General features: G+C 71.5%; 14 protein-coding genes and 1 riboswitch. Of the genes, 7 read left to right on the forward strand and 7 right to left on the reverse strand.

Features of this window, described 5'->3' with window-relative positions; all coding sequences use genetic code 11:
• Window positions 1-108 precede the first annotated feature (108 nt).
• From O7603_RS32845 to O7603_RS32860, 4 genes are all read left to right on the forward strand, one after another.
• On the forward strand, window positions 109-4827 hold the full coding sequence (locus O7603_RS32845) for a discoidin domain-containing protein (protein ID WP_281573561.1): 4719 nt from the start codon (window positions 109-111) through the stop codon (window positions 4825-4827).
• 62 nt (window positions 4828-4889) lie between these two features.
• Window positions 4890-8087, forward strand: a complete 3198-nt coding sequence (locus O7603_RS32850; protein WP_281576906.1) for a family 43 glycosylhydrolase — start codon at window positions 4890-4892, stop codon at window positions 8085-8087.
• 23 nt (window positions 8088-8110) lie between these two features.
• Window positions 8111-8746, forward strand: a complete 636-nt coding sequence (locus O7603_RS32855) for a hypothetical protein (RefSeq protein ID WP_281573562.1) — start codon at window positions 8111-8113, stop codon at window positions 8744-8746.
• A gap of 66 nt (window positions 8747-8812) precedes the next feature.
• Window positions 8813-9859, forward strand: coding sequence for a hypothetical protein (locus O7603_RS32860; protein ID WP_281573563.1), 1047 nt, complete (start codon window positions 8813-8815; stop codon window positions 9857-9859).
• Between the two features lie 128 nt (window positions 9860-9987).
• Here O7603_RS32860 and O7603_RS32865 read toward each other — a convergent pair whose 3' ends face one another.
• The 6 genes from O7603_RS32865 to O7603_RS32890 all read right to left on the reverse strand — a co-directional run bounded on the left by O7603_RS32865 (window position 9988) and on the right by O7603_RS32890 (window position 14959).
• A complete protein-coding gene (locus O7603_RS32865) occupies window positions 9988-10683 on the reverse strand; it encodes a class I SAM-dependent methyltransferase (protein ID WP_281573564.1) in 696 nt (231 codons plus the stop codon).
• A complete protein-coding gene (locus O7603_RS32870) occupies window positions 10680-11459 on the reverse strand; it encodes an ABC transporter ATP-binding protein (RefSeq protein WP_281573565.1) in 780 nt (259 codons plus the stop codon). The genes O7603_RS32865 and O7603_RS32870 overlap by 4 nt, the downstream gene beginning before the upstream one ends.
• On the reverse strand, window positions 11456-12439 hold the full coding sequence (locus O7603_RS32875) for an ABC transporter substrate-binding protein (protein ID WP_281573566.1): 984 nt from the start codon (window positions 12437-12439) through the stop codon (window positions 11456-11458). The genes O7603_RS32870 and O7603_RS32875 overlap by 4 nt, the downstream gene beginning before the upstream one ends.
• Window positions 12440-12464: 25 nt before the next feature.
• Complete coding sequence (locus tag O7603_RS32880) at window positions 12465-13550, reverse strand: iron ABC transporter permease (RefSeq protein WP_281573567.1); 1086 nt, start codon at window positions 13548-13550, stop codon at window positions 12465-12467.
• A 414-nt stretch (window positions 13551-13964) separates the two neighbouring features.
• Complete coding sequence (locus tag O7603_RS32885) at window positions 13965-14723, reverse strand: CbtA family protein (RefSeq protein WP_281573568.1); 759 nt, start codon at window positions 14721-14723, stop codon at window positions 13965-13967.
• A 17-nt stretch (window positions 14724-14740) separates the two neighbouring features.
• A complete protein-coding gene (locus O7603_RS32890; protein WP_281573569.1) occupies window positions 14741-14959 on the reverse strand; it encodes a CbtB domain-containing protein in 219 nt (72 codons plus the stop codon).
• Window positions 14960-14990: 31 nt separating this feature from the next.
• Window positions 14991-15133: riboswitch (cobalamin riboswitch) on the reverse strand.
• An 88-nt stretch (window positions 15134-15221) separates the two neighbouring features.
• Here O7603_RS32890 and O7603_RS32895 point away from each other — a divergent pair.
• Window positions 15222-15791, forward strand: coding sequence for a histidine phosphatase family protein (locus tag O7603_RS32895; protein ID WP_281573570.1), 570 nt, complete (start codon window positions 15222-15224; stop codon window positions 15789-15791).
• A 57-nt stretch (window positions 15792-15848) separates the two neighbouring features.
• Here the strand turns inward: O7603_RS32895 and O7603_RS32900 are convergent, their stop codons facing one another.
• Window positions 15849-16961 carry a hypothetical protein gene (locus O7603_RS32900; RefSeq protein ID WP_281573571.1) on the reverse strand — a complete coding sequence of 371 codons (1113 nt, stop codon included), beginning with the start codon at window positions 16959-16961 and terminating at the stop codon, window positions 15849-15851.
• Window positions 16962-17097: 136 nt separating this feature from the next.
• Between O7603_RS32900 and O7603_RS32905 the strand changes: the two genes are divergently transcribed.
• Both O7603_RS32905 and O7603_RS32910 read left to right on the forward strand, forming a co-directional pair.
• A complete protein-coding gene (locus O7603_RS32905) occupies window positions 17098-17565 on the forward strand; it encodes an NUDIX hydrolase (RefSeq protein ID WP_281573572.1) in 468 nt (155 codons plus the stop codon).
• Window positions 17566-17680: 115 nt separating this feature from the next.
• Window positions 17681-18040, forward strand: a complete 360-nt coding sequence (locus tag O7603_RS32910) for a YciI family protein (RefSeq protein ID WP_281573573.1) — start codon at window positions 17681-17683, stop codon at window positions 18038-18040.
• Window positions 18041-18049 lie beyond the last annotated feature (9 nt).

Consider the following 18049-nt stretch of genomic DNA (forward strand, 5'->3'; position numbering starts at 1 on the left):
CCACACCGACAAGCCCACACCGCCCGCAGTCACCACCGAGGTGCGGCACGGCGAGCGTCACCGGCCCGGCCGCACCGACGACAAGGAGGAAGGAACATGAGGAGACGCGTGAGAAGGGCGCCCCTCTGGGCCGCCCTGGCCGCGCTGGTCATGGGAGGGACGGTCGCCGTCGGCTCGCCCGCCCACGCCGACGGCCCGGTCCTGCCCGGCAACGAGGGTGACGTCGGGGTCTACACCGACGGGCAGAGCCACGTCATGGACATCGGCGACCCGGTCTACACCACCGTCGGCGACGTCGCCGACCAGCTCCGGCCCGGCGTGCCCTTCACGGCGGGGAACATGCACCAGTCGATCTTCGAGAAGGACCTCGCCGCCGGCGGCACGGACTACTACCTCGACCGCGTCCTGGGCGTGCCCGGCACGCTCGGGGCGGCCGTGCTGATGACCCGGGGACGCTCCCTGTACCTGCGCGGCGCGAGCAACAACAACTTCGCCGTCATGGGCTTCGCCGGCAGCGCGTACGTCGGCGGCCCCAACAACCTCGGCAACCTCTACACCGTCACGGTGCCGGGGCAGACCGTCACCGAGGTGAACGCGAACCGGTTCAACGCGCCCAGCCACGCGAAGGGCCGGTACAGCATCGGCGCGACCGGCGTCACCGCCGACCTGACCAAGTTCATCACGTACGACAACGTCGCCGTCACCGCCATCACCTTCAGCAACCCCGGCGACGGCCCCGCCACGTTCACCGTCCGCGCCGCCGCGCCGCTGGCCACCCAGGCCGGCGCGAGCGCGGCCGAGCTGACCGGCACGCGCACCATCACCAGCGGTTCCAACAACGGGCTCGTCGACACCGCCTGGAACTCGATCAGGGTCGACCTCACCGGCGCCGGGTTCACCCGGACCGGAACCAACCTCGACCGCGAGATCACCGTGCCCGCCGGCGGCTCGATGTCGCTGTCGGTCGTCGGCGCGGTCTCCTCGGCCACGCTGCCCGAGACGGTCGAGAGCTACCGGGACTTCGCCGGCCTCTCGCCGGCCGAGGCGGTGCGCACCGGCATCACGGCGTTCCACCGCCGCTGGGCCCAGGACGTCCCGTACATCGACGTGCCGGACCCCGCGCTGGAGAAGGCCATCGTCTACCGCTGGTGGGGCGAGCGGTACAACACCCTCGACGCCAACGCCTCCGGCCACGTCTACCAGTACCCGACGACGATCGAGGGAGTGAACCTCTACCAGAACGCCGTCGCGCTGACCCAGCCGATGCACCTGCAGGACACCAAGTGGCTGCGCACGCCCTACCTGCCGTACGGGCAGGTGCTCAACATCGGTGAGCTCTCCGGCTCGTCGGCCTTCCTGGACAGCCCCGGGCACACGAGCTGGAACAACCACTACTCGCAGTACCTCGGCACGGCCGGGCTCGAGGCGTACAACGTGCACGGCGGTGGCAAGGAGGTCGCCCGGAAGTTCGCCGGCTACTTCGAGGGCGACGGCGTCGGCCAGCTCGAACACTACGGCGGCAACGACGACAAGCTGATCGCGTACGACACCAACTACATGCCCGGCAACGACGCCGACGCGATCACCTTCGGCTACCCGAAGGCCAACGCCGGCGCGCCCGGGGCACGGACCATCGAGCGCCCCGAGTCGGCGTACGTCTGGGGGGCGTTCGACGCCGCCCGGCAGCTCTACCAGATCGCCGGTGCCGACCAGGCCAAGGTCGACCAGATGGCGGCCGGCGCCGACGGGATCCGCGAGGCGATCCTCGACCGGCTGTGGAGCCCCGACATGCGGATGTTCCTCGCCGGCACGTCCCACGGCGCCACCAGCGCGGCCAGCGCCAACGGCCGGCCCAACCCGCTGCCCGCGTCGTCGCGTGACCTGATCCCGGCCCGGGAGTCGAACCTCTACGACGTCTACGCCGAGGACCTCATCCCGTTCGACCAGTGGCAGACCTACGTCGACGGGTTCCGCTTCCTGACCTACGGCGACAACTTCCCGATCTTCCCGTTCTACACCGCCAACCAGTACGACCGGACGGCCTACGGGATCGGCGGCTCCAACAACTTCTCCAACATCAACTTCACCGTGCAGTACCGCGGCGTCCGGTCGGCGCTGCGCCACTACGACCCGGAGCAGAAGTACATCACCCCGGCCTACGCGAAGCGGCTGCTCGACTGGATGGCGTGGAGCATCTACCCGAACGCGGACCTGCGCGCCCCGAACCAGGCGGAGTACTACTCCAACTGGAACGCGACCGCGAAGACCTACAACCGCAACAACCCGAACCACGTGATGCTCGGCAACATGAACCACATCTTCATCGAGGACATGGGAGGCATCCAGCCACGCTCCGACGACAAGATCGAACTTTGGCCGATCCAGTTCGGCTACGACCACTTCATGGTCAACAACCTGCGTTACCACGGGCAGGACGTCACCGTCGTCTGGGACCCGGACGGCAGCGAGTACGGCCTCGGCGCCGGCTACAGCCTCTTCATCAACGGCGAGCGGAAGGTCAGCACCGACAAGCTCGGCAAGCTCACCTACGACCCCAACACCAACCAGGTCCAGGCCGAGGCGGGCCTGACCGTCACCTTCACCGCGGACGCCGGCACCCAGTTCCCGAGCGCGGTGAACACTCCGATCTCCGACGACCGGGTCGTCACCTACCTCAAGACGGCCGGCATCGACCTCACCGAGGACGCGCCGAACCTCGCGGCGGGCGCCGACCTCAACTCGTCGCACACCCAGCAGGGCGTACGGCCGACGCCGTGGCGGCAGTTCCACACGCCCGGCTGGAGCACCACCTCGATGAACTACACACCCGGCGCGATCAAGGAGACCGAACGGCCGGTGTCGCTGGGCGCGGTGACCGACGGCGTCACCGCGAACGAGCCGTACTGGGGCAACTACGGCACGAGCGACCGCAACGGCTACGTCGAACTCGACCTGGGCTCGGCCCGGTCCTTCGACAACGTGAAGGTGTTCTTCGTCAGCGACCGGCAGGCGGGCGGCTACCGCGAGCCCGCGCGCTGGTGGATCCAGGTGCCCGACGGCAACGGCGGCTGGAAGGAGGTGCCGAACCAGTTCAAGAACCCCACCGTCCCGTCGGCGAAGTTCAACGAGGCGCTGTTCCACACCGTGACGTCGAACAAGCTACGCATCGCGTTCACGAACAACCCGACCTTCTTCACCGCCATCTCCGAGATCCAGGTGTTCGACTCCGGCCGCGACGTACCGGACGTCTCCAACCAGGCGCCGGTCGTCACCGCCGCGCGGGACGGCTCGGCGGACGGCAACCTGTCCACCCGGCTGGTCGCCACGGCGACCGACGACGGCGTCCCCTACGACAGCGAGCTCACCTTCGGCTGGGAGACCGTCTCGACCCCGCCGGGCGCGGGCGTCATCTTCGCCGACGCGAAGGCGCTGGCCACCCGGGTGACGGGCACGAAACCCGGCGACTACGTGTTCCGGTTCTCCGCCAACGACGGCGAGAAGCGGTCGGAGGCAACCGTCGCGGTGACCCTCGCCGAGCGGGAGGTCGTCGCGGAGTTCGGCCGATCGGCGACGATCACCACGAGCGGTACCGCGTCGTGGGAGAACCACCAGCGGGTCAACGAGGCCAGCACGCCGAACAGCTCGAACCCGGGCGCCGGGAACGGCTGGGGCAACTGGGGTCAACCGCAGAACGGCACCAGCCCCGAACGGGCGGCGTGGATCCAGTACCGCTGGGACGCGCCCGTGCGACTCTCCTCGACCGACATCTACTGGTACGACGACAACGGCGGCACCCGCCGGCCCACGGCCACGACGTACGCCGTCGAGAGCTCCGCGGACGGCACCACGTGGACGCCGGTCACGCTCACCAACGGATCGACGTACGCCGACGGACTGGCCACCAACCGGTACAACCACCTCGAGTTCGACCCGGTGGCGACCAGCCACCTGCGCATCCGCATCTGGGGCGTCATGGGTGAGGGCGCGGGCACGGGCGTGCTGCGCTGGCGCGCCAACGGCGAGACCGTCGACTCGGTGCGCTCGCCGGTGCTCATCCGCACCACCGTGGGCCAGGTGCCGACGCTGCCGAGCACGCTCGACGCGGTCTACGCCAGCGGCGCTCGCGGCGCCGTCGCGTTCAACTGGCAGCAGATCACACCCGAGATGGTCGCGGAGACCAACGTCGACCCGTTCGTGGTCTACGGCACGAACGACGCGTACGGCCTGATCGCCGAGGCGCGCGTCTACGTGCGGCCCGAGACCGCGCCGGACGGCATCTCCATCCAGGGAGCCGAGACGTTCACCCAGGCCGTCGAGGTGGGCGAGTTGCCCTACCTGCCCGACAAGGTGGAGGTGTCGTACAACGACGGCTCCCGGGACAACCAGGCCATCGGCGTCGACTGGGACTTCGACGAGAGCATCGTCGACACACCCGGCCGCTACACCGTCATCGGCAACCTGATCCTGCCCGACTACGTCAGCGAGGCCGGCACCACCCGGACCACACTCACGCTCACCGTCGGTGACCCACCGCCGGCGTGGGACGTCGAGGTCCAGGCCCGCACGCAGTGCACCGGCGGCAAGGTCTATGTCGCGGTCACCGCGCGCAACGCCGACGACGTGCCGCTCACCATCGAGATGGTCACGCCGTACGGGTCGCGCACGGTCTCCGACGTCGCCGTCGGCAAGTCCGCCTACCAGGCGTTCAACACCCGCGCCACGACGGTGCCGGCGGCGACCGCGACGGTGAAGGCCACCGGAACCGTCAACGGCGCGCCGGTCACCGCCCAGGTCGAGGCGCCGTTCGGCGCGCTGAACTGCGGCTGACCCTCGCGAGGTGGCGGCGCCGCAGCGGCGGCGCCGCCATCTCCGGCCCCGACAGTGAGGAGATCGACACCGTGAACACCACCGTGGTGCGCGGCGCCGCCCCACCGACCCGCCGGCCGGCACGCCGCCTCCGCAGGGCGATCGCCGTGGCGGCGCTCACCGGGCTCGTCGCGGGCGGGCTGGTCGGCGTCGCGGCGCCGGCCCACGCCGCCGACTCGTACACCTTCACCAACACGACCAACCCGATCCTCGGCGACGGCAGCTACTACTCGGCCGACCCGGCGCCGATCGTCGTGCCGGCCGGCGCCCCCGGCAACGACAGCGGCACCGACCAGCTCTACATCTACACCGGCCACGACCAGGCCGGACCGTCCACGAACGACTTCGTCATGAACGAGTGGGGCGCGTTCCGGACCACCGACGTCGAGGCCGGCGAGTGGACCCACCACCCGTCGCTGATGCGTCCCGAGCAGGTCTTCGCCTGGGCCACCCCCGGGCGGGCGTACGCGGGTCAGGTGGTCCGCGGCGTGGACGGCCGCTACTACTGGTACGTCCCGATCCACGAACGGGACAGCCCGGCGTCCGACAAGTTCGCGATCGGCGTGGCCGTCTCCGACAGCCCGACCGGCCCCTGGACCGACCACGCGGGCGGGCCGATCATCTCCCAGCGCGTGCCCACACCGAACACGATCCACAACATCGACCCGACGATCCTCGTCGACGGCACGGCCCCGAACCAGCGGGTGTACCTCTGGTGGGGCTCGTTCAGCCAGCTGCGGATGATCGAGCTACAGCAGGACATGAAGACGCCGGTCACCACCCCGCGCGCCGTCACCGGGCTGACCGGCTTCTTCGAGGCGGCCTGGGCCTTCAAGCGCAACGACACCTACTACCTGGCGTACGCCGGGAACAACGCCGGCCCGACGTCGCCGTGCACGCCGGCGAACTACCACGCCTGCATCGCCTACGCCACGGCGTCGTCGCCGCAGGGGCCGTGGACCTATCGCGGGACCGTCCTGCGGCCGGTCTCCTCGACGACGAGCCACCCGGGCATCCTCGAGTTCGACGGCTCGTGGTACATCGCGTACCACACGGCGGACGCCGTGGGCGGTGGCCACTTCCGCCGGTCCGTGGCCATCGACCCGCTGGAATGGGACGACACGCAGAATCCGCCGCGGATGAAGCCCGTCACCACGACACCGATCCGTGGGCCCGACCTCACCCCACGGCCGAACATCGCCCAGGCGGCGACGGTCAGCGTCTCCAACGAACCGGTGCCCACCCAGTACTGGGTGAAGGCGCTCAACGACGAGATCGTCCGGCTCAACCCGCTGCCGCCGGACATGTGGGGGACCTGGACCGGCGACAACCCGCCGCAGCAGTGGGTGCAGTACACCTGGGACCAGCCGATGCGGATCTCCGGCTCCCAGATCGAGTTCTGGAACGACAATCCGCCCGGCAGCGGCGTGGGTGTGGCCGCACCCGCCGGCTGGCGCATCCAGTACTGGGATCTCGACGCCGGGCAGTGGGCCGACGTGCCGAACCCGAGCGGTTTCCCGACCGGCACGCGGGGCTTCCAGGACACCACCTTCGACCCGGTGACCACCACGCAGGTCCGGGCGGTGTTCGACGCGTCCACCAACGGCAGCACCTACTCCGCGGTGGCGGTCGAGGAATGGAAGATCCTCGCCACGCAGCCGGAGTCCCCCGTCACCGCGCCGGCCATCACGGTGGAGGTGGGGGAGACCCAACTGCCCGACAGCATCCCCGTGTCCTTCGGCGCCGAGACCCTGCGGGTACCGGTCCTCTGGGACCCGGTGAAGCCGGAGGACGTCGCGACGCCGCGCACGTTCACCACGCGGGGCACCGTGCTCGGGTACGCCGCCGACCGCGTGTCCGCGCAGGTCACCGTCGTCCCACCGGGCGACACGGACGGCGACGAGACCCCGCCGACGCTGACGCTCACGCCCAGCGGCGGCGCCGGCGGCGCCGGCTGGTTCCGGTCCCCGGTGCGGGTGCGCGTCGCCGGCGTCGACGACCGCGGCGGCCGCATGACCATCGAGTCACGGGTGGACGACGGCCAGCCGGTCGTCGCGCGCGACGTGCGGTCGGTGGCCGCCGACGTCGCCGGGGACGGCCAGCACCGGGTCACGGCGACCGCGACCGACCGCGCGGGCAACACCTCGGCGCCCGCGGAGCTCGCCGTACGCATCGACGCCACGGCACCGGTCAGCGCGGCCACCGTGAACGCCGACACCCGGGCGGTCACGGTGACCGCGAGCGATGCGACGTCCGGGGTCGCCCGGATCGAGTACGCCATCGGCGCCGGCGCCTGGACGGCCTACACGGGTCCGGTCGCCGCACCCGACCGGAACCGGAACACCCTGTCGTTCCGCGCGCTCGACACGGCCGGAAACCTGGAGACCGCCAAGACCGTCACCATCCCGGCGGACCTCTCCGGGCCGCTCACCGGGAACATCGGGCCCATCGGCACCCCGACCGCCTCCTACACGGCGGGCTGGAACAGCGTCACCGCCCTCAACGACGGCGCCGACCCGGCGAACCCGAGCCAGGCGCAGATCTGGGGCACCTGGTCCGGCACCCGCCCGGCGACCCAGTGGGTCCAGTACGACTGGGCGCGCCCCGTGCGCCTCACCGGCGCCGAGCTGAAGTTCTGGCGCGACGCCGACCGCGGCACCGGCGACGGCGTCGCCGAGCCCGACGGCTGGGTGCTGCAGTACTGGGACGAGACGGCCTCGGCCTGGCGGGACGTGACCGGCGCATCCGGCTACGGCACGAGCACCACCACGTTCAACACCGTCACCTTCGACCCCGTCACCACGCCGCGAGTCCGTGCCACGATCCGCGCCAACGGCAACGGCACCACCTACTCGGCGGTGGCGATCACCGAGTGGCGGGTCTTCGCCGACGACCCCGGCGTCCCACCCGAACTGCCCGTGACGGGCACCGCGCAGGCCCGCTGCGTCGCCGGCAAGGCGTACGTCGCGGTGCAGGCGCGCAACGACCACGACGCGCCCGTGGAGATCGCCCTGCGGACCGCGTACGGCGAGCGGACCTTCCGCGGCGTCGCCGCGGGCGCGAACGCGTACCAGTCCTTCGCCACGCGGGCGACCTCGGTGGCGGCGGGCTCGGTGACGGTCCGCGCCACCGGGACGCTCGACGGCGCGGACGTCACCACGGTCATCACCACGACTCACCCCGGCGTCACCTGCGCCGCTGACCCCAGCCAAGCCCGATAACGACAACTCACAAGGGAGCATCGATGAACACATCGAATCGCAGGCGGCTGCTCGCGGCGGGCGCCGCCGGGGCCCTCCTGGCGGGAAGCGTCGCGGTGCAGTCGCCGGCCCTGGCCGAGCCCGGCGACGACAGCGCCGACGTGCGGGTCACCGTCGACATCGAGGAGATCAGGGAGCCGGGTGTGCTGGCCCTGTCGGTCGCCGGTGACTCGGTGGCGCTGTCGGAGGACGGCTCGACGCTGCTGGTCCGCCAGTTCGTCGGCACGTTGCCGACCGTCACGGTCACGGACACGCGCACCCCCGAGGAGGTGCCCGACAACGCCGCGTGGGCGGTGCTGGGCAGCGCCACCGACTTCGTCGGCGCCGCCGGCCAGGCACCGATCAGCGCCGGCCACCTCGGTTGGAAGCCGCAGCTGCTCGACGGCGGCGACACCGGCCTCGTCACCGAGGGCGAGGAGGTGGTGACGGTCCTCGACGAGCCGACCCAGCCGAGAAACAACGTGGGCCTGGTCGACCAGGAGCTGCTGGTGTCGACGTTCGACTCCGAAGCCGTGGCCGGCGACGCGTACTCGGTCGACGCCGACCTGTTCCTGCGGACGCCGGCGGACGTCGCGGCGGGCTCCTACACCTCGACGTTGACCCTGTCCCTGTTCGAGTGAAGCATGGTGGGGGCCGTACGGCAGCGGCCCCCACCACCACTCCGCTGCCCCTCGGAGGAGCCCGCCATGACCCGTACCCCGCCCCGGGTGCTGCTGCGGCTGCTCGCCGCGTCGGCCGCGGCGTTCGTCACCGTGCCCGCCGCACCCGCCGCCGCGACGGCACAGCCGACGAGCCCGACCGTGACCTGGGCCGTGCAACCAGCCGACGCCACCGGCCCGGACGGACGCCGGTGGGTCGAGGTCACCCTCGACCCGGGGCAGGTGATGACCGAACACCTGGCGGTGCGCAACTTCAGCGACCGCACCGTGGTCTTCGCGTTGAAGGCGGCCGACGGCTACCTCACCGACAAGGGACGGTTCAACATGCTCCCGTCCGACCGCGAGTCGGTCGACGGCGGCACCTGGATCGACGTGCGGGACAGGGTCACCGTCGGGCCCAGAAAGACGACCGTGGTGCCCTTCACCATCACCGTCCCGAAGGACGCCACCCCCGGGGACCATCCCGCGGGCATCGCGGCGACGGTCACCAGCAGCGGCGGCACCGTCGCCGTCGAGAGCCGCGTCGGATTCCGGGTGATGATGCGCGCCACCGGCACCGTCACGGCGGCCGTCGCGATCAGCAACCTCACCGCCCGGCACGACCGGTCGTGGAACCCGTTCGCTCCCGGCACCGTCCACGTCCGGTACACCGCGACGAACGGCGGCAACGTCGCCGTGACCGGCAGCGGCCGGGCGACCGCCACCGAACTGTTCGGCCTGACCGGGTCGGGCACGCGGACCGACGTCGAGGAGCTGCTGCCCGGGGGCAGCAGGCAGGTCGAGGCCCGCATCGGCCGAGTCTGGGGGTGGGGGCCGGTCAGGACGACCGTCGACACGACCCCGGCCCTGCTCACCGGTGACCCGACCGGCGCCGACCTCCGGCGCGCCTCGGCCACCGTGACGGTCTGGGTCCTGCCCTGGCCGCAGCTGGCCCTCGCCGCCGTCGTCGCCGCGCTCGTCCTCGCCTACCGGATCGTCTCCCGGCGACGTCGACGGCGGCTCGCGCGGCTCCTCGCCCAGGCGCGGGACGAGGGCCGCGCGGAGGCCCGCAGCTCCGCGCTCACCGGCGGCTAGGGACTCCTCCCACACAGCCGCGGCACGATCGTCGCCCCGGCCACCTCCGTTCCGCGCCAGTGGCGGCGGGCGCCTTCGGGCAGAGGGCCATTGGCCTCCCGCGAGGAGATGAGCCGAGCCCGCGCCGGTCAGCTGCGACCGGTGATCAGGAACTGCAGCTGGTGCTCGTGGTTCGGCGCGACACCGAACTGCCGGTCCAGCTCGTAGATCGACCTCAGCGGCGTGACCGTGACGTCCTTGAGGCCGGCCTGCTCGAGGACCGCGGCGGTCTGTTCGATGGAGGCCGCGGTGGCCAGGGGCAGCGCCGCCTGGACCTGACTGTCGTAGAAGTCGGCGAAGTGCTCCGAGGCGTTGTCCAGGCCGTTCGGGAACCAGGTGCTGTCGACGACCGCGACCGTGCCACCCGGACGTAGCAGGCGTACCCAGTTCGCCGCGGCGATCTCCGGTTCCCGCAGCGTCCACATCACGTACCGGCTCGTCACCGCGTCGAAGCTGGCGGCGGGGAAGGCCGGGCTCACCGCGTCGCCGTGGCGGATGACGGGGCCGTTGTCGAGGGCGGCGGCATGCCGGCGGGCCTGCTCCAGCATCCCCTCGGACAGGTCGATGCCGGTGACGCGGTGCCCGAGGCCGGCCAGGACCATGGCGGCCTGGCCGGTGCCGGTGCCCACGTCCAGCACGTCGAGCGGACCCGGCGGCAGTGCGCGCTCCCAGATCGCCGACCAGGCCTGCTGGTCCGCGGCGAAGCGTTCGGGGCGTTGGACGTACTCGTCGTAGCTCGGGGCCCGACCGGTCCAGTACGCGTTGATGCGGTCCTGCGCCGTCATGCGGCAGTCCTCTCGGCGGCGGTGTTCGGCTGGAACAGCAGGTGGATCGCGCCGTCGAGGTCCAGGCGTCGGATGCCGATGTCATAGACGGGCTCGAGGACGGCGGGGTCCAGGACCTCGTCCGCAGGGCCGGCGGCGACAACGCCGTCCTGGCCCAGCAGCACCAGGTCGTCGCAGTAGCGGGCGGCGAGATTGAGGTCGTGCAGCACGACGACGGAACAGGTGTCCAGAGTGCGGACCAGCTGGAGGATCTCGTGCTGGTAGCGGATGTCGAGGTGGTTGGTGGGCTCGTCGAGGAGCAGGTGGGTGGCCTGCTGGGCGAGCGCACGGGCGATCAGGACCCGCTGGCGCTCACCCCCGGAGAGCTGGGCGAAGGCCCGACGGCCGAGGTGAGCGGCACCGACCCGGGTCAGGCAACGGGCCGCGATGTCGTGGTCGGCCCGGCCGGCGCGTTGGAAGGTCGACAGGTGCGGCCCGCGGCCCAGGAGGACCAACTCGGCAACGGTCAGCGCCGTCTCACCGCCCGTTTCCTGCACGACGACCGCCAACCGGCGGGCGGCCTCCCGCGCGGCCAGGGCGGTCAGGTCGTCACCGTCGACCAGGACCCGACCGGTGGGGCTGCGCAGCGCGCCGTAGAGAAGGCGCAGCAGCGTGGTCTTGCCGCTGCCGTTCGGGCCGATCAGTCCGAGGACCCGGCCCGGCCGGGCGGCCACGCTGACGCCGTCGATGACCGGGTTCGCACCGTAGTGCCAGGAAACCTCGGTCGCCTCGATCACGGCTTCGCCTTGAACCGCTGCACGATCCGCTCAAGGCCGTCGATCGACAGCGGGGAGGGCGGCTCGGTGAAGTTGAACAGCTGGGTCATGACGTTGCCGGTACGGACGGCGTTGAGCTTCTCGGCGCCGGGAAGCGCGGTCAGCCCCTGCTCGACCGCCGTGGGGTCGCCGTCGCTGTACAGCAGGATCAGCACGTCGGGGTTGCGGCCGAGCAGCTCTTCCACGGTGACTTCGAAGACCCGCTCCTTGACGTCGCCGAAGACGTTGCGGAAGCCGGCCGCCTCCAGTTGGGGGTGGGCCATGCTCGCCGTGCCGTAGGCGTAGGTGGTGCCGCCGCCGACCGTCGGGTAGAGCACCGCCGCCGTGCGCCCGGACGGCGGACCCGCCTCGGTCTGGATCCTGGTCATGCGCTCCTTGAGCGCGGTGACCGCGGTGGCGGCCTCCGCGTCGCGGCCGAACACCGTGCCGTAGCTCCGCAGCTGGGAGTAGATGTCGTCGAAGGTCGGCACGGTGGTGCTGTCCGGGCACATCGCGGGCTCTTCCAGCAGGGGGATGTCCACCGCGGAGAGGGTGTCGCGGGACAGGTTGTCGACCTCGCCGAGCACCAGGTCCGGCTGCTGGCTGATCACCACCTCCTTGGAGATCTGCAGGTGGCCGCTCGTGTCGGTCTTGTTGGTCAGCAGCGGGATCCGGTCCAGCTCGGCGAGGGTCGCGGCGTCGTAGTACTCCTTCGGGTACTGCCCGGCGCGGGCGGTGACGCGGTCCATGACGCCGAGGGAGTGCAGGTACGGCACGGCCGCGCTCTTGAGCAGGACGACCCGCTTCGGCGCGGCGGGGAAGGTGACCTCGGCCCCGCAGTTGGTGACGGTGAGCGGGTATCCCTGCCCGGCATCGGTCGGCTTGTCACCGCCTCCGCACGCGGTCGCGAGCAGCACAACGGCGGACGCGGCGGCGGTGACGGCGAGACGGGTTGCCTTCATGGTTTCTCCTTCACGGCTGTGGCGCTCAGGCGCCGGAGGCGTGCAGACGACGGATCAGGACCACCAGGAACGGGGCGCCGAGCAGGGAGGTGATGATGCCGATCGGGATCTCCTGCGGGGCCAGCAACACCCGCGCGAGCACGTCGGCCCAGACCAGCAGGATGGCCCCGAGCAGGGCGGCCACCGGCACCACCCGTACGTGCGGCGATCCGACGAGGCGCCGGGCCAGGTGAGGCACGACGAGCCCGATGAAGCCGATGCTGCCGGCCGCGGAGACCAGCACGCCGACGCTGAGGGAGACGACCACGAGCAGGCGCATCCGGAACAGGGCGGGCGATACACCCAGGGTCTGCGCGGTCTCGTCGCCGATGGCCAGGACATCGAGCCGCCGACCGGCGACGGTCAGGTACAGGATCGCGCCACCCAGCACGACCGCGGCCACCACCAGCAGGGCGTTCCACCGGGCCAGGCCCAAGGAGCCGAGCAGCCAGAACATCACCGAGCGCGCGCCTTCGGCTGACCCGGACGCGAAGATCAGGAAGCTGGTGGTGGCGTACAGCGCGTAGCCGACCGCGACCCCGGACAGCAGCAGTCGAATCGAGGTCACCCGGCCGCCGCTGCGCGCGATCAGGAAGACCAGCAACGATGCCGCGAGCGCGCCGACGAAGGCGCTGGTGGACAGGGCGTACTGCCCGAAACCCGCGCCGGCGCCGAACAGGATCGCCGCGGCGGCGCCACTGGAGGCCCCGGAGTTGATGCCGAGCAGATAGGGGTCGGCCAGCACGTTGCGCACCATGGCCTGCAGGGCCACCCCGCACACCGCCAGTCCGGCGCCCACGAGCATGCCGAGCAGCACCCGGGGCAGCCGGACCTGCCAGACGATGGCTTCCTGCGGCAGCGTCCAGGTCACGTCACCGGGAAACCCGAACAGCTGGTGCCCGATGATCCGCGCCACGGTCACCGGAGGGATCCCGATGGCACCGGACCCGACCGCGACCACCCCGGTCAGGACCAGCCCGACCGTCAGCACGAGCAGCCATGTCCCGGTGCGGCGTCGCTGCGCCGCGACACCGAGCGGGTCATCCTGCTCCGTCAGCAGGCTGGTGGTCATCGCCGCACTCCTAGCTGCACCACTATTGCTTCTGCACAATATTGGCAACAAGCTAGCAGCAAGATCAAGGCTCGAGGAAGCCGATGCGCCCCTGTTCACATCCGAGATGCCCGGCGTTCGAGCTGGGGTCCGATCCGGGCGCTCGTCCGCCCAGCCGCCGCCGCACTCTGGTGGGGAGGGCGGCAACTCCGCCGCGTGTCCGGGCGGATTGGCACGTCGTGGTGGGTCCCGGGCAACGCGGCGGTCGTCGGCCTTCGCGCGAGCGCGCGTCCGGTGACCACCGCCGCGACCAAGGGCCTCGGCGGTGGCTCCACCGACGGGGGCGACGCGGAACCCGACTACCTGATGTCCGTGATCGGCGCGTCGCCGGAGGGCGCCAGACCTCGGCTCACGCCGAGAGCGCCAGACCTCGGCTCATGCCGAGAGCGCCGGCGCTGAGGTCGGCACCGCGCGTGCGTGGACGTGCCGGTCGACGAGCGCGCCGAAGAGCAGGCCGAGCGTGGCCCAGGTGACGAGTTGGGTGCCGAGTGAGGCGAGCCGGAAGTTCCAGAGCACCAGGGCGGGGAACCCGTCAGGCACCTCGCTGATCGTGGGCAGGGCGATGTGGACGATCGCGATGACGACGGCGAACGCGACGGCGGCCAGGATGGTGGCGTTCCATCCGCCGAGTCGAGGGTGCAGCCAGCGTCCGAAGGAGACGGCCAGCAGGCCGGCGGCGACCGCGATGACGATCATGAGGAAGTACAGGCCGGTCCGTTGTCCGAGGGTGTCCGGATTGCCGGTGGCCGGCGGGTTGGCCGGATACTTGAGAAAGGGCACGAACGCGACGGTCACGAAGCCGCCGAGGGCGACCAGCGCGGCGGTCGCGCGTGCGGTGAAGCGGCCGATCCGGCCGTACGCGACGGCGAAGGCGAGCGCGAACAGGCCGCCGAGCGCGACCCCGTACACCACGGTGGCGGTGGCGAGGCCGACCGTGCTTTGTACGGTGCGGCTCACCAGTTCGGGTTCGCCGGCCTCGGCGTGTCCGGCGTGCGAGGCGGCGTGGGCGGCTTCGAAGTCGATGGCCTGGCCGACCGGGCCCTCACCGAAGGCGGTGGCGAAGAGGAAGGCGGCGGCGCCGGCGGCGAGCCCGACGAGCATGCCGCGGACGAGGAGCGAGCGTGCGGACAGCATGAGGTCTCCGGCCGGGCTCAGTGGCAGGGGAAGCCGAGCAGGTGGCGTCCGTCGTGCACGAACTCGTGCACCGTCTCGCCGGCGAACACGGAGAGGACGCCCTGCTCGACGCCGACGAAGTAGAGCAGCACGGCCGCGAGCAGAGTGCCGAAGAGCGCCCAGGGCAGGATCTGGCGCAGCGGCACGGCGGCCGGTAGCGGCACGGCGGTGGGGGTGGGCAGCGACACGTCTGCCATGACATGGACCTCCTCGGGATCACGCGTCCCATAGTGGGTGCCGTGACGGGGAGGGTCTGACTCCCGGCCTTGTGGGGCTCCGCCCGCAAGGCCCGGTTACAGTGGCGCGACCGTGCCGGGATTTCACCGGCTTCCTCCGACCGTCACGCTGGTGCCCCGGACGGTACGGACGCCGGCGAGCGGTGTCAACGGGTGAGCCGTCGTCCGCAGCGGTGATGGTCGCAACCTGTCGGACGACACCGACGAGTCGGAGGTTGGCAGCATGAGCAGTCGCCTGATCCTCGTCAGCCACGCACCGACCACGGCCACCCGCGCCGCCGCCTTTCCACGGGACGAGCCACTCGACGCGCACGGGTTGGCCGCCGCGACCGCCCTCGTCGGCGCGCTGCCCCGCGCCGACGAGGTGCGCTGCGGGCCGGCACGACGGTGCGTGCAGACCGCCACCGCGCTCGGGCTCACGCCAACCGTCGACGAGGACCTGCGCGACGGCGACCTCGGCACCTGGGCCGGCCGTACCCTCGACGAGGTCGCGGCGGGCGAGCCGGACGCGATCGCCGCATGGCTGACCGACCCGGCTGCCGCGCCACACGGCGGCGAGTGCCTGCGCGACCTGCTGGACCGGACCGCGGGTTGGCTGCGGGCGCTGCCCGACGCGGCGCGCACAATCATCGCCGTCACCCATCCGATGGTGATCCGCGCCTGCATCGTGACCGCGATCCACGCCACGCCCGCGTCGTTCTGGCGGATCGACATAGCCCCGCTCACCGCGACCGTCCTTCGTGGTGGTCCCGCCAGGTGGACGCTGCGTACGACGGCCGGCCCGTTGACCTGACCAAGCCGGAAGCCGCTCCCGGAGGCGCCGCGGTCCACCGGATCCGCCCGTGGCGGATCACCCCGGTTCGGTCCGGTCGGCGCGGGCGTGCGCGGCGCGGGCGCGCGGCCGACCGAGGACCACGGTGGCGGCGAAGAGCACGATCATGCTGGCGACGCACCAGATGGCGAGCTTGGCCGCCGGCCAGAAGGCCGCTTCCGGAAAGTAGATCACCGACTTGATCAGATCGGAGCCCAGCCCTGGGATGTCCCACAGGTGGACGCTCCGGAAGAACCCGGGCAGGAACTCGGGCGGGTAGATGCCGCCGGAGCCGGGATTACCCAGCACCACCAGCAACAAGATGATCAACCCGGTGCCGAGCCGCGCGAGCCAGCTCTGCACGGCGGCCGCGAAGAGCGCGGCGGCGAAGGCCAGGAGCGCCCCGGCGCCGAAGAGGCTGACCAGGTGCCGGTCCCAGACTCCCAGACCGGGGCCGGCGAGGAGCGCACCGGCGAGCCCGAGCAGGGCGGCGTGCAGGGCGAGGCCGCTGATCCGCAGACCCGCCCGGGCCACGTTGCGGGGCACCGTGCCCAACGTCAGATTGAGGGCGATGCCGCCGAAGTAGCCGCCGATGACCAGGCCGATGGCCATGTAGAACGGCACCACCCCGCGTGGGTCGTCGTCGTCGACAGGTGCGGCGTCGGTCACTGTGAGCGGCACCTGCGCGCGTTGGGTCGCGACCGTCAGAATCCGTTTGATCAACTCGGTGGCCGGGGGCCCGGCGGCGCTGGCGATGGTCAGGGTCAGTCCGGGTGGGTCGCTCGCGCTGGCCAGCACCGCGTAGATCTCGCGCCGGTCGAGCGCCCGCTCGGCGGCGGTGCGGTCGTCGTACTCGGTCGCCTTGAGCTGCCGGCCCTGCGTCCGGACAGCGGCCAGGAGGTTCTCCGCGGGCTGGTCGCCGCGGATCACGCCGACCGGAACGTCCTTCGGCTTGGGGTCGTGCAGGGCGCCGACGTAGGCGGCGATGAACCCGCTCCCGATGATCAGCGCGACGAGCAGTGGACCGATGGCGCTGGTGATCGCATGCCGCAACGGCACCATCGCAGGCGGCTCGCGGCGCGGGCGGACCGCGTTCTCGACACGCTTCCGCTCGTCGTCGGCCCGCTCCGGATCCGGTTCGGCCATGTGCATATAGTCAGGCTATGTGAACAATCGTCGCTTTATCTGGGCAATGCCGCGCGGAACGGATGACGCTGTCCCTGATGTCGAGGGAGATCGCCCGGCCGGTGCCCGCCTGGTTCATGGCCGAGATTTCGGAGGGTCCGGTTTGACGCGCCCCGCAGGCGTCAGCTCCATAACCCCGGTGACCGTGGTGGCCGACGCGCTCATCGCCGACCAGCAGGGCCGGATTCTGCTGACCCAGCCAACCTACCGGCCGGACTGGGTGCCGCCGGGCGGCGACGTCGAAGCTGGTGAGACTCCCGAGCAAGCCTGTGCCCGGGAGGTGGCCGAAGAGATCGGTGTGCGTGTCGTGCCCGCTCGGCTGCTCGTCGTCGACTGGCTGCCGACCCACCGGTACCGGGCGGAACCGATGGTCTACTTCCTCTTCGACTGCGGCCAGGTGCCCGACGACGTCGCAATCCGGCTGGCCAACGGCGAGGTACGCGAGTGCGCGTTCCTCTCGCTCGCGCAGGCGTTGCCACTGATGACGCCGGGCACGGGCGCGCGAGTGACCGCGGCCATGCGGGCGCGCACCGGCGTTGCTCCGACGTACCTGCCCGACACTCGGGAGTAGGAAGAGCCGGTGGCCGCCGGAACTTCCGGCGGGACATTCGGCGGAACCTGTCGAGGACCGGTGCCGGCCGTTCGTCACTTCGACGACACAGCGTCTCCCACCAGGAGGAGCAACGATGAAGTACGCGATGCTGATCTTCGGCGACGACCGCGAGTGGACCGCGCTGTCCCCGGCCGACGAGCAGGACGTGATGAAGCAGGTCTACGAGTGGTTCGAGCGGTGGCAGCCGACCGGAAAGATCGCCGACGGCGGGGCCGAGCTGCAGCCCCGGGACGCGGCACGGACGGTGCGCGCCGACGCGAACGGCCAGCCGGTGGTCACCGACGGGCCGTACCTGGAACTCAAGGAGGTCATCGGCGGGATCGTCATGCTGGAGTGCGACGACGTCGACGAGGCCGCGCGGATCGCGGCCACCTGGCCACTCGCCGCCGGGATGAGCGCGCTGGAGGTCCGTCCGGTGATGAGCCGGGAATAGCGGTGCCGT

The organism is Micromonospora sp. WMMD812, from assembly GCF_027497215.1.
Taxonomy (GTDB): Bacteria; Actinomycetota; Actinomycetes; order Mycobacteriales; family Micromonosporaceae; genus Micromonospora.

Bases quoted from the DNA above. Each gene is read 5' to 3' on its own strand.
- O7603_RS32875 (WP_281573566.1), bottom strand. From the start codon at position 12,439: ATGAAGGCAACCCGTCTCGCCGTCACCGCCGCCGCGTCCGCCGTTGTG.
- O7603_RS32860 (WP_281573563.1), top strand. From the start codon at position 8,813: ATGACCCGTACCCCGCCCCGGGTGCTGCTGCGGCTGCTCGCCGCGTCG.
- O7603_RS32895 (WP_281573570.1), top strand. From the start codon at position 15,222: ATGAGCAGTCGCCTGATCCTCGTCAGCCACGCACCGACCACGGCCACC.
- O7603_RS32910 (WP_281573573.1), top strand. From the start codon at position 17,681: ATGAAGTACGCGATGCTGATCTTCGGCGACGACCGCGAGTGGACCGCG.
- O7603_RS32900 (WP_281573571.1), bottom strand. From the start codon at position 16,961: ATGCACATGGCCGAACCGGATCCGGAGCGGGCCGACGACGAGCGGAAG.
- O7603_RS32885 (WP_281573568.1), bottom strand. From the start codon at position 14,723: ATGCTGTCCGCACGCTCGCTCCTCGTCCGCGGCATGCTCGTCGGGCTC.
- O7603_RS32890 (WP_281573569.1), bottom strand. From the start codon at position 14,959: ATGGCAGACGTGTCGCTGCCCACCCCCACCGCCGTGCCGCTACCGGCC.
- O7603_RS32880 (WP_281573567.1), bottom strand. From the start codon at position 13,550: ATGACCACCAGCCTGCTGACGGAGCAGGATGACCCGCTCGGTGTCGCG.
- O7603_RS32855 (WP_281573562.1), top strand. From the start codon at position 8,111: ATGAACACATCGAATCGCAGGCGGCTGCTCGCGGCGGGCGCCGCCGGG.
- O7603_RS32865 (WP_281573564.1), bottom strand. From the start codon at position 10,683: ATGACGGCGCAGGACCGCATCAACGCGTACTGGACCGGTCGGGCCCCG.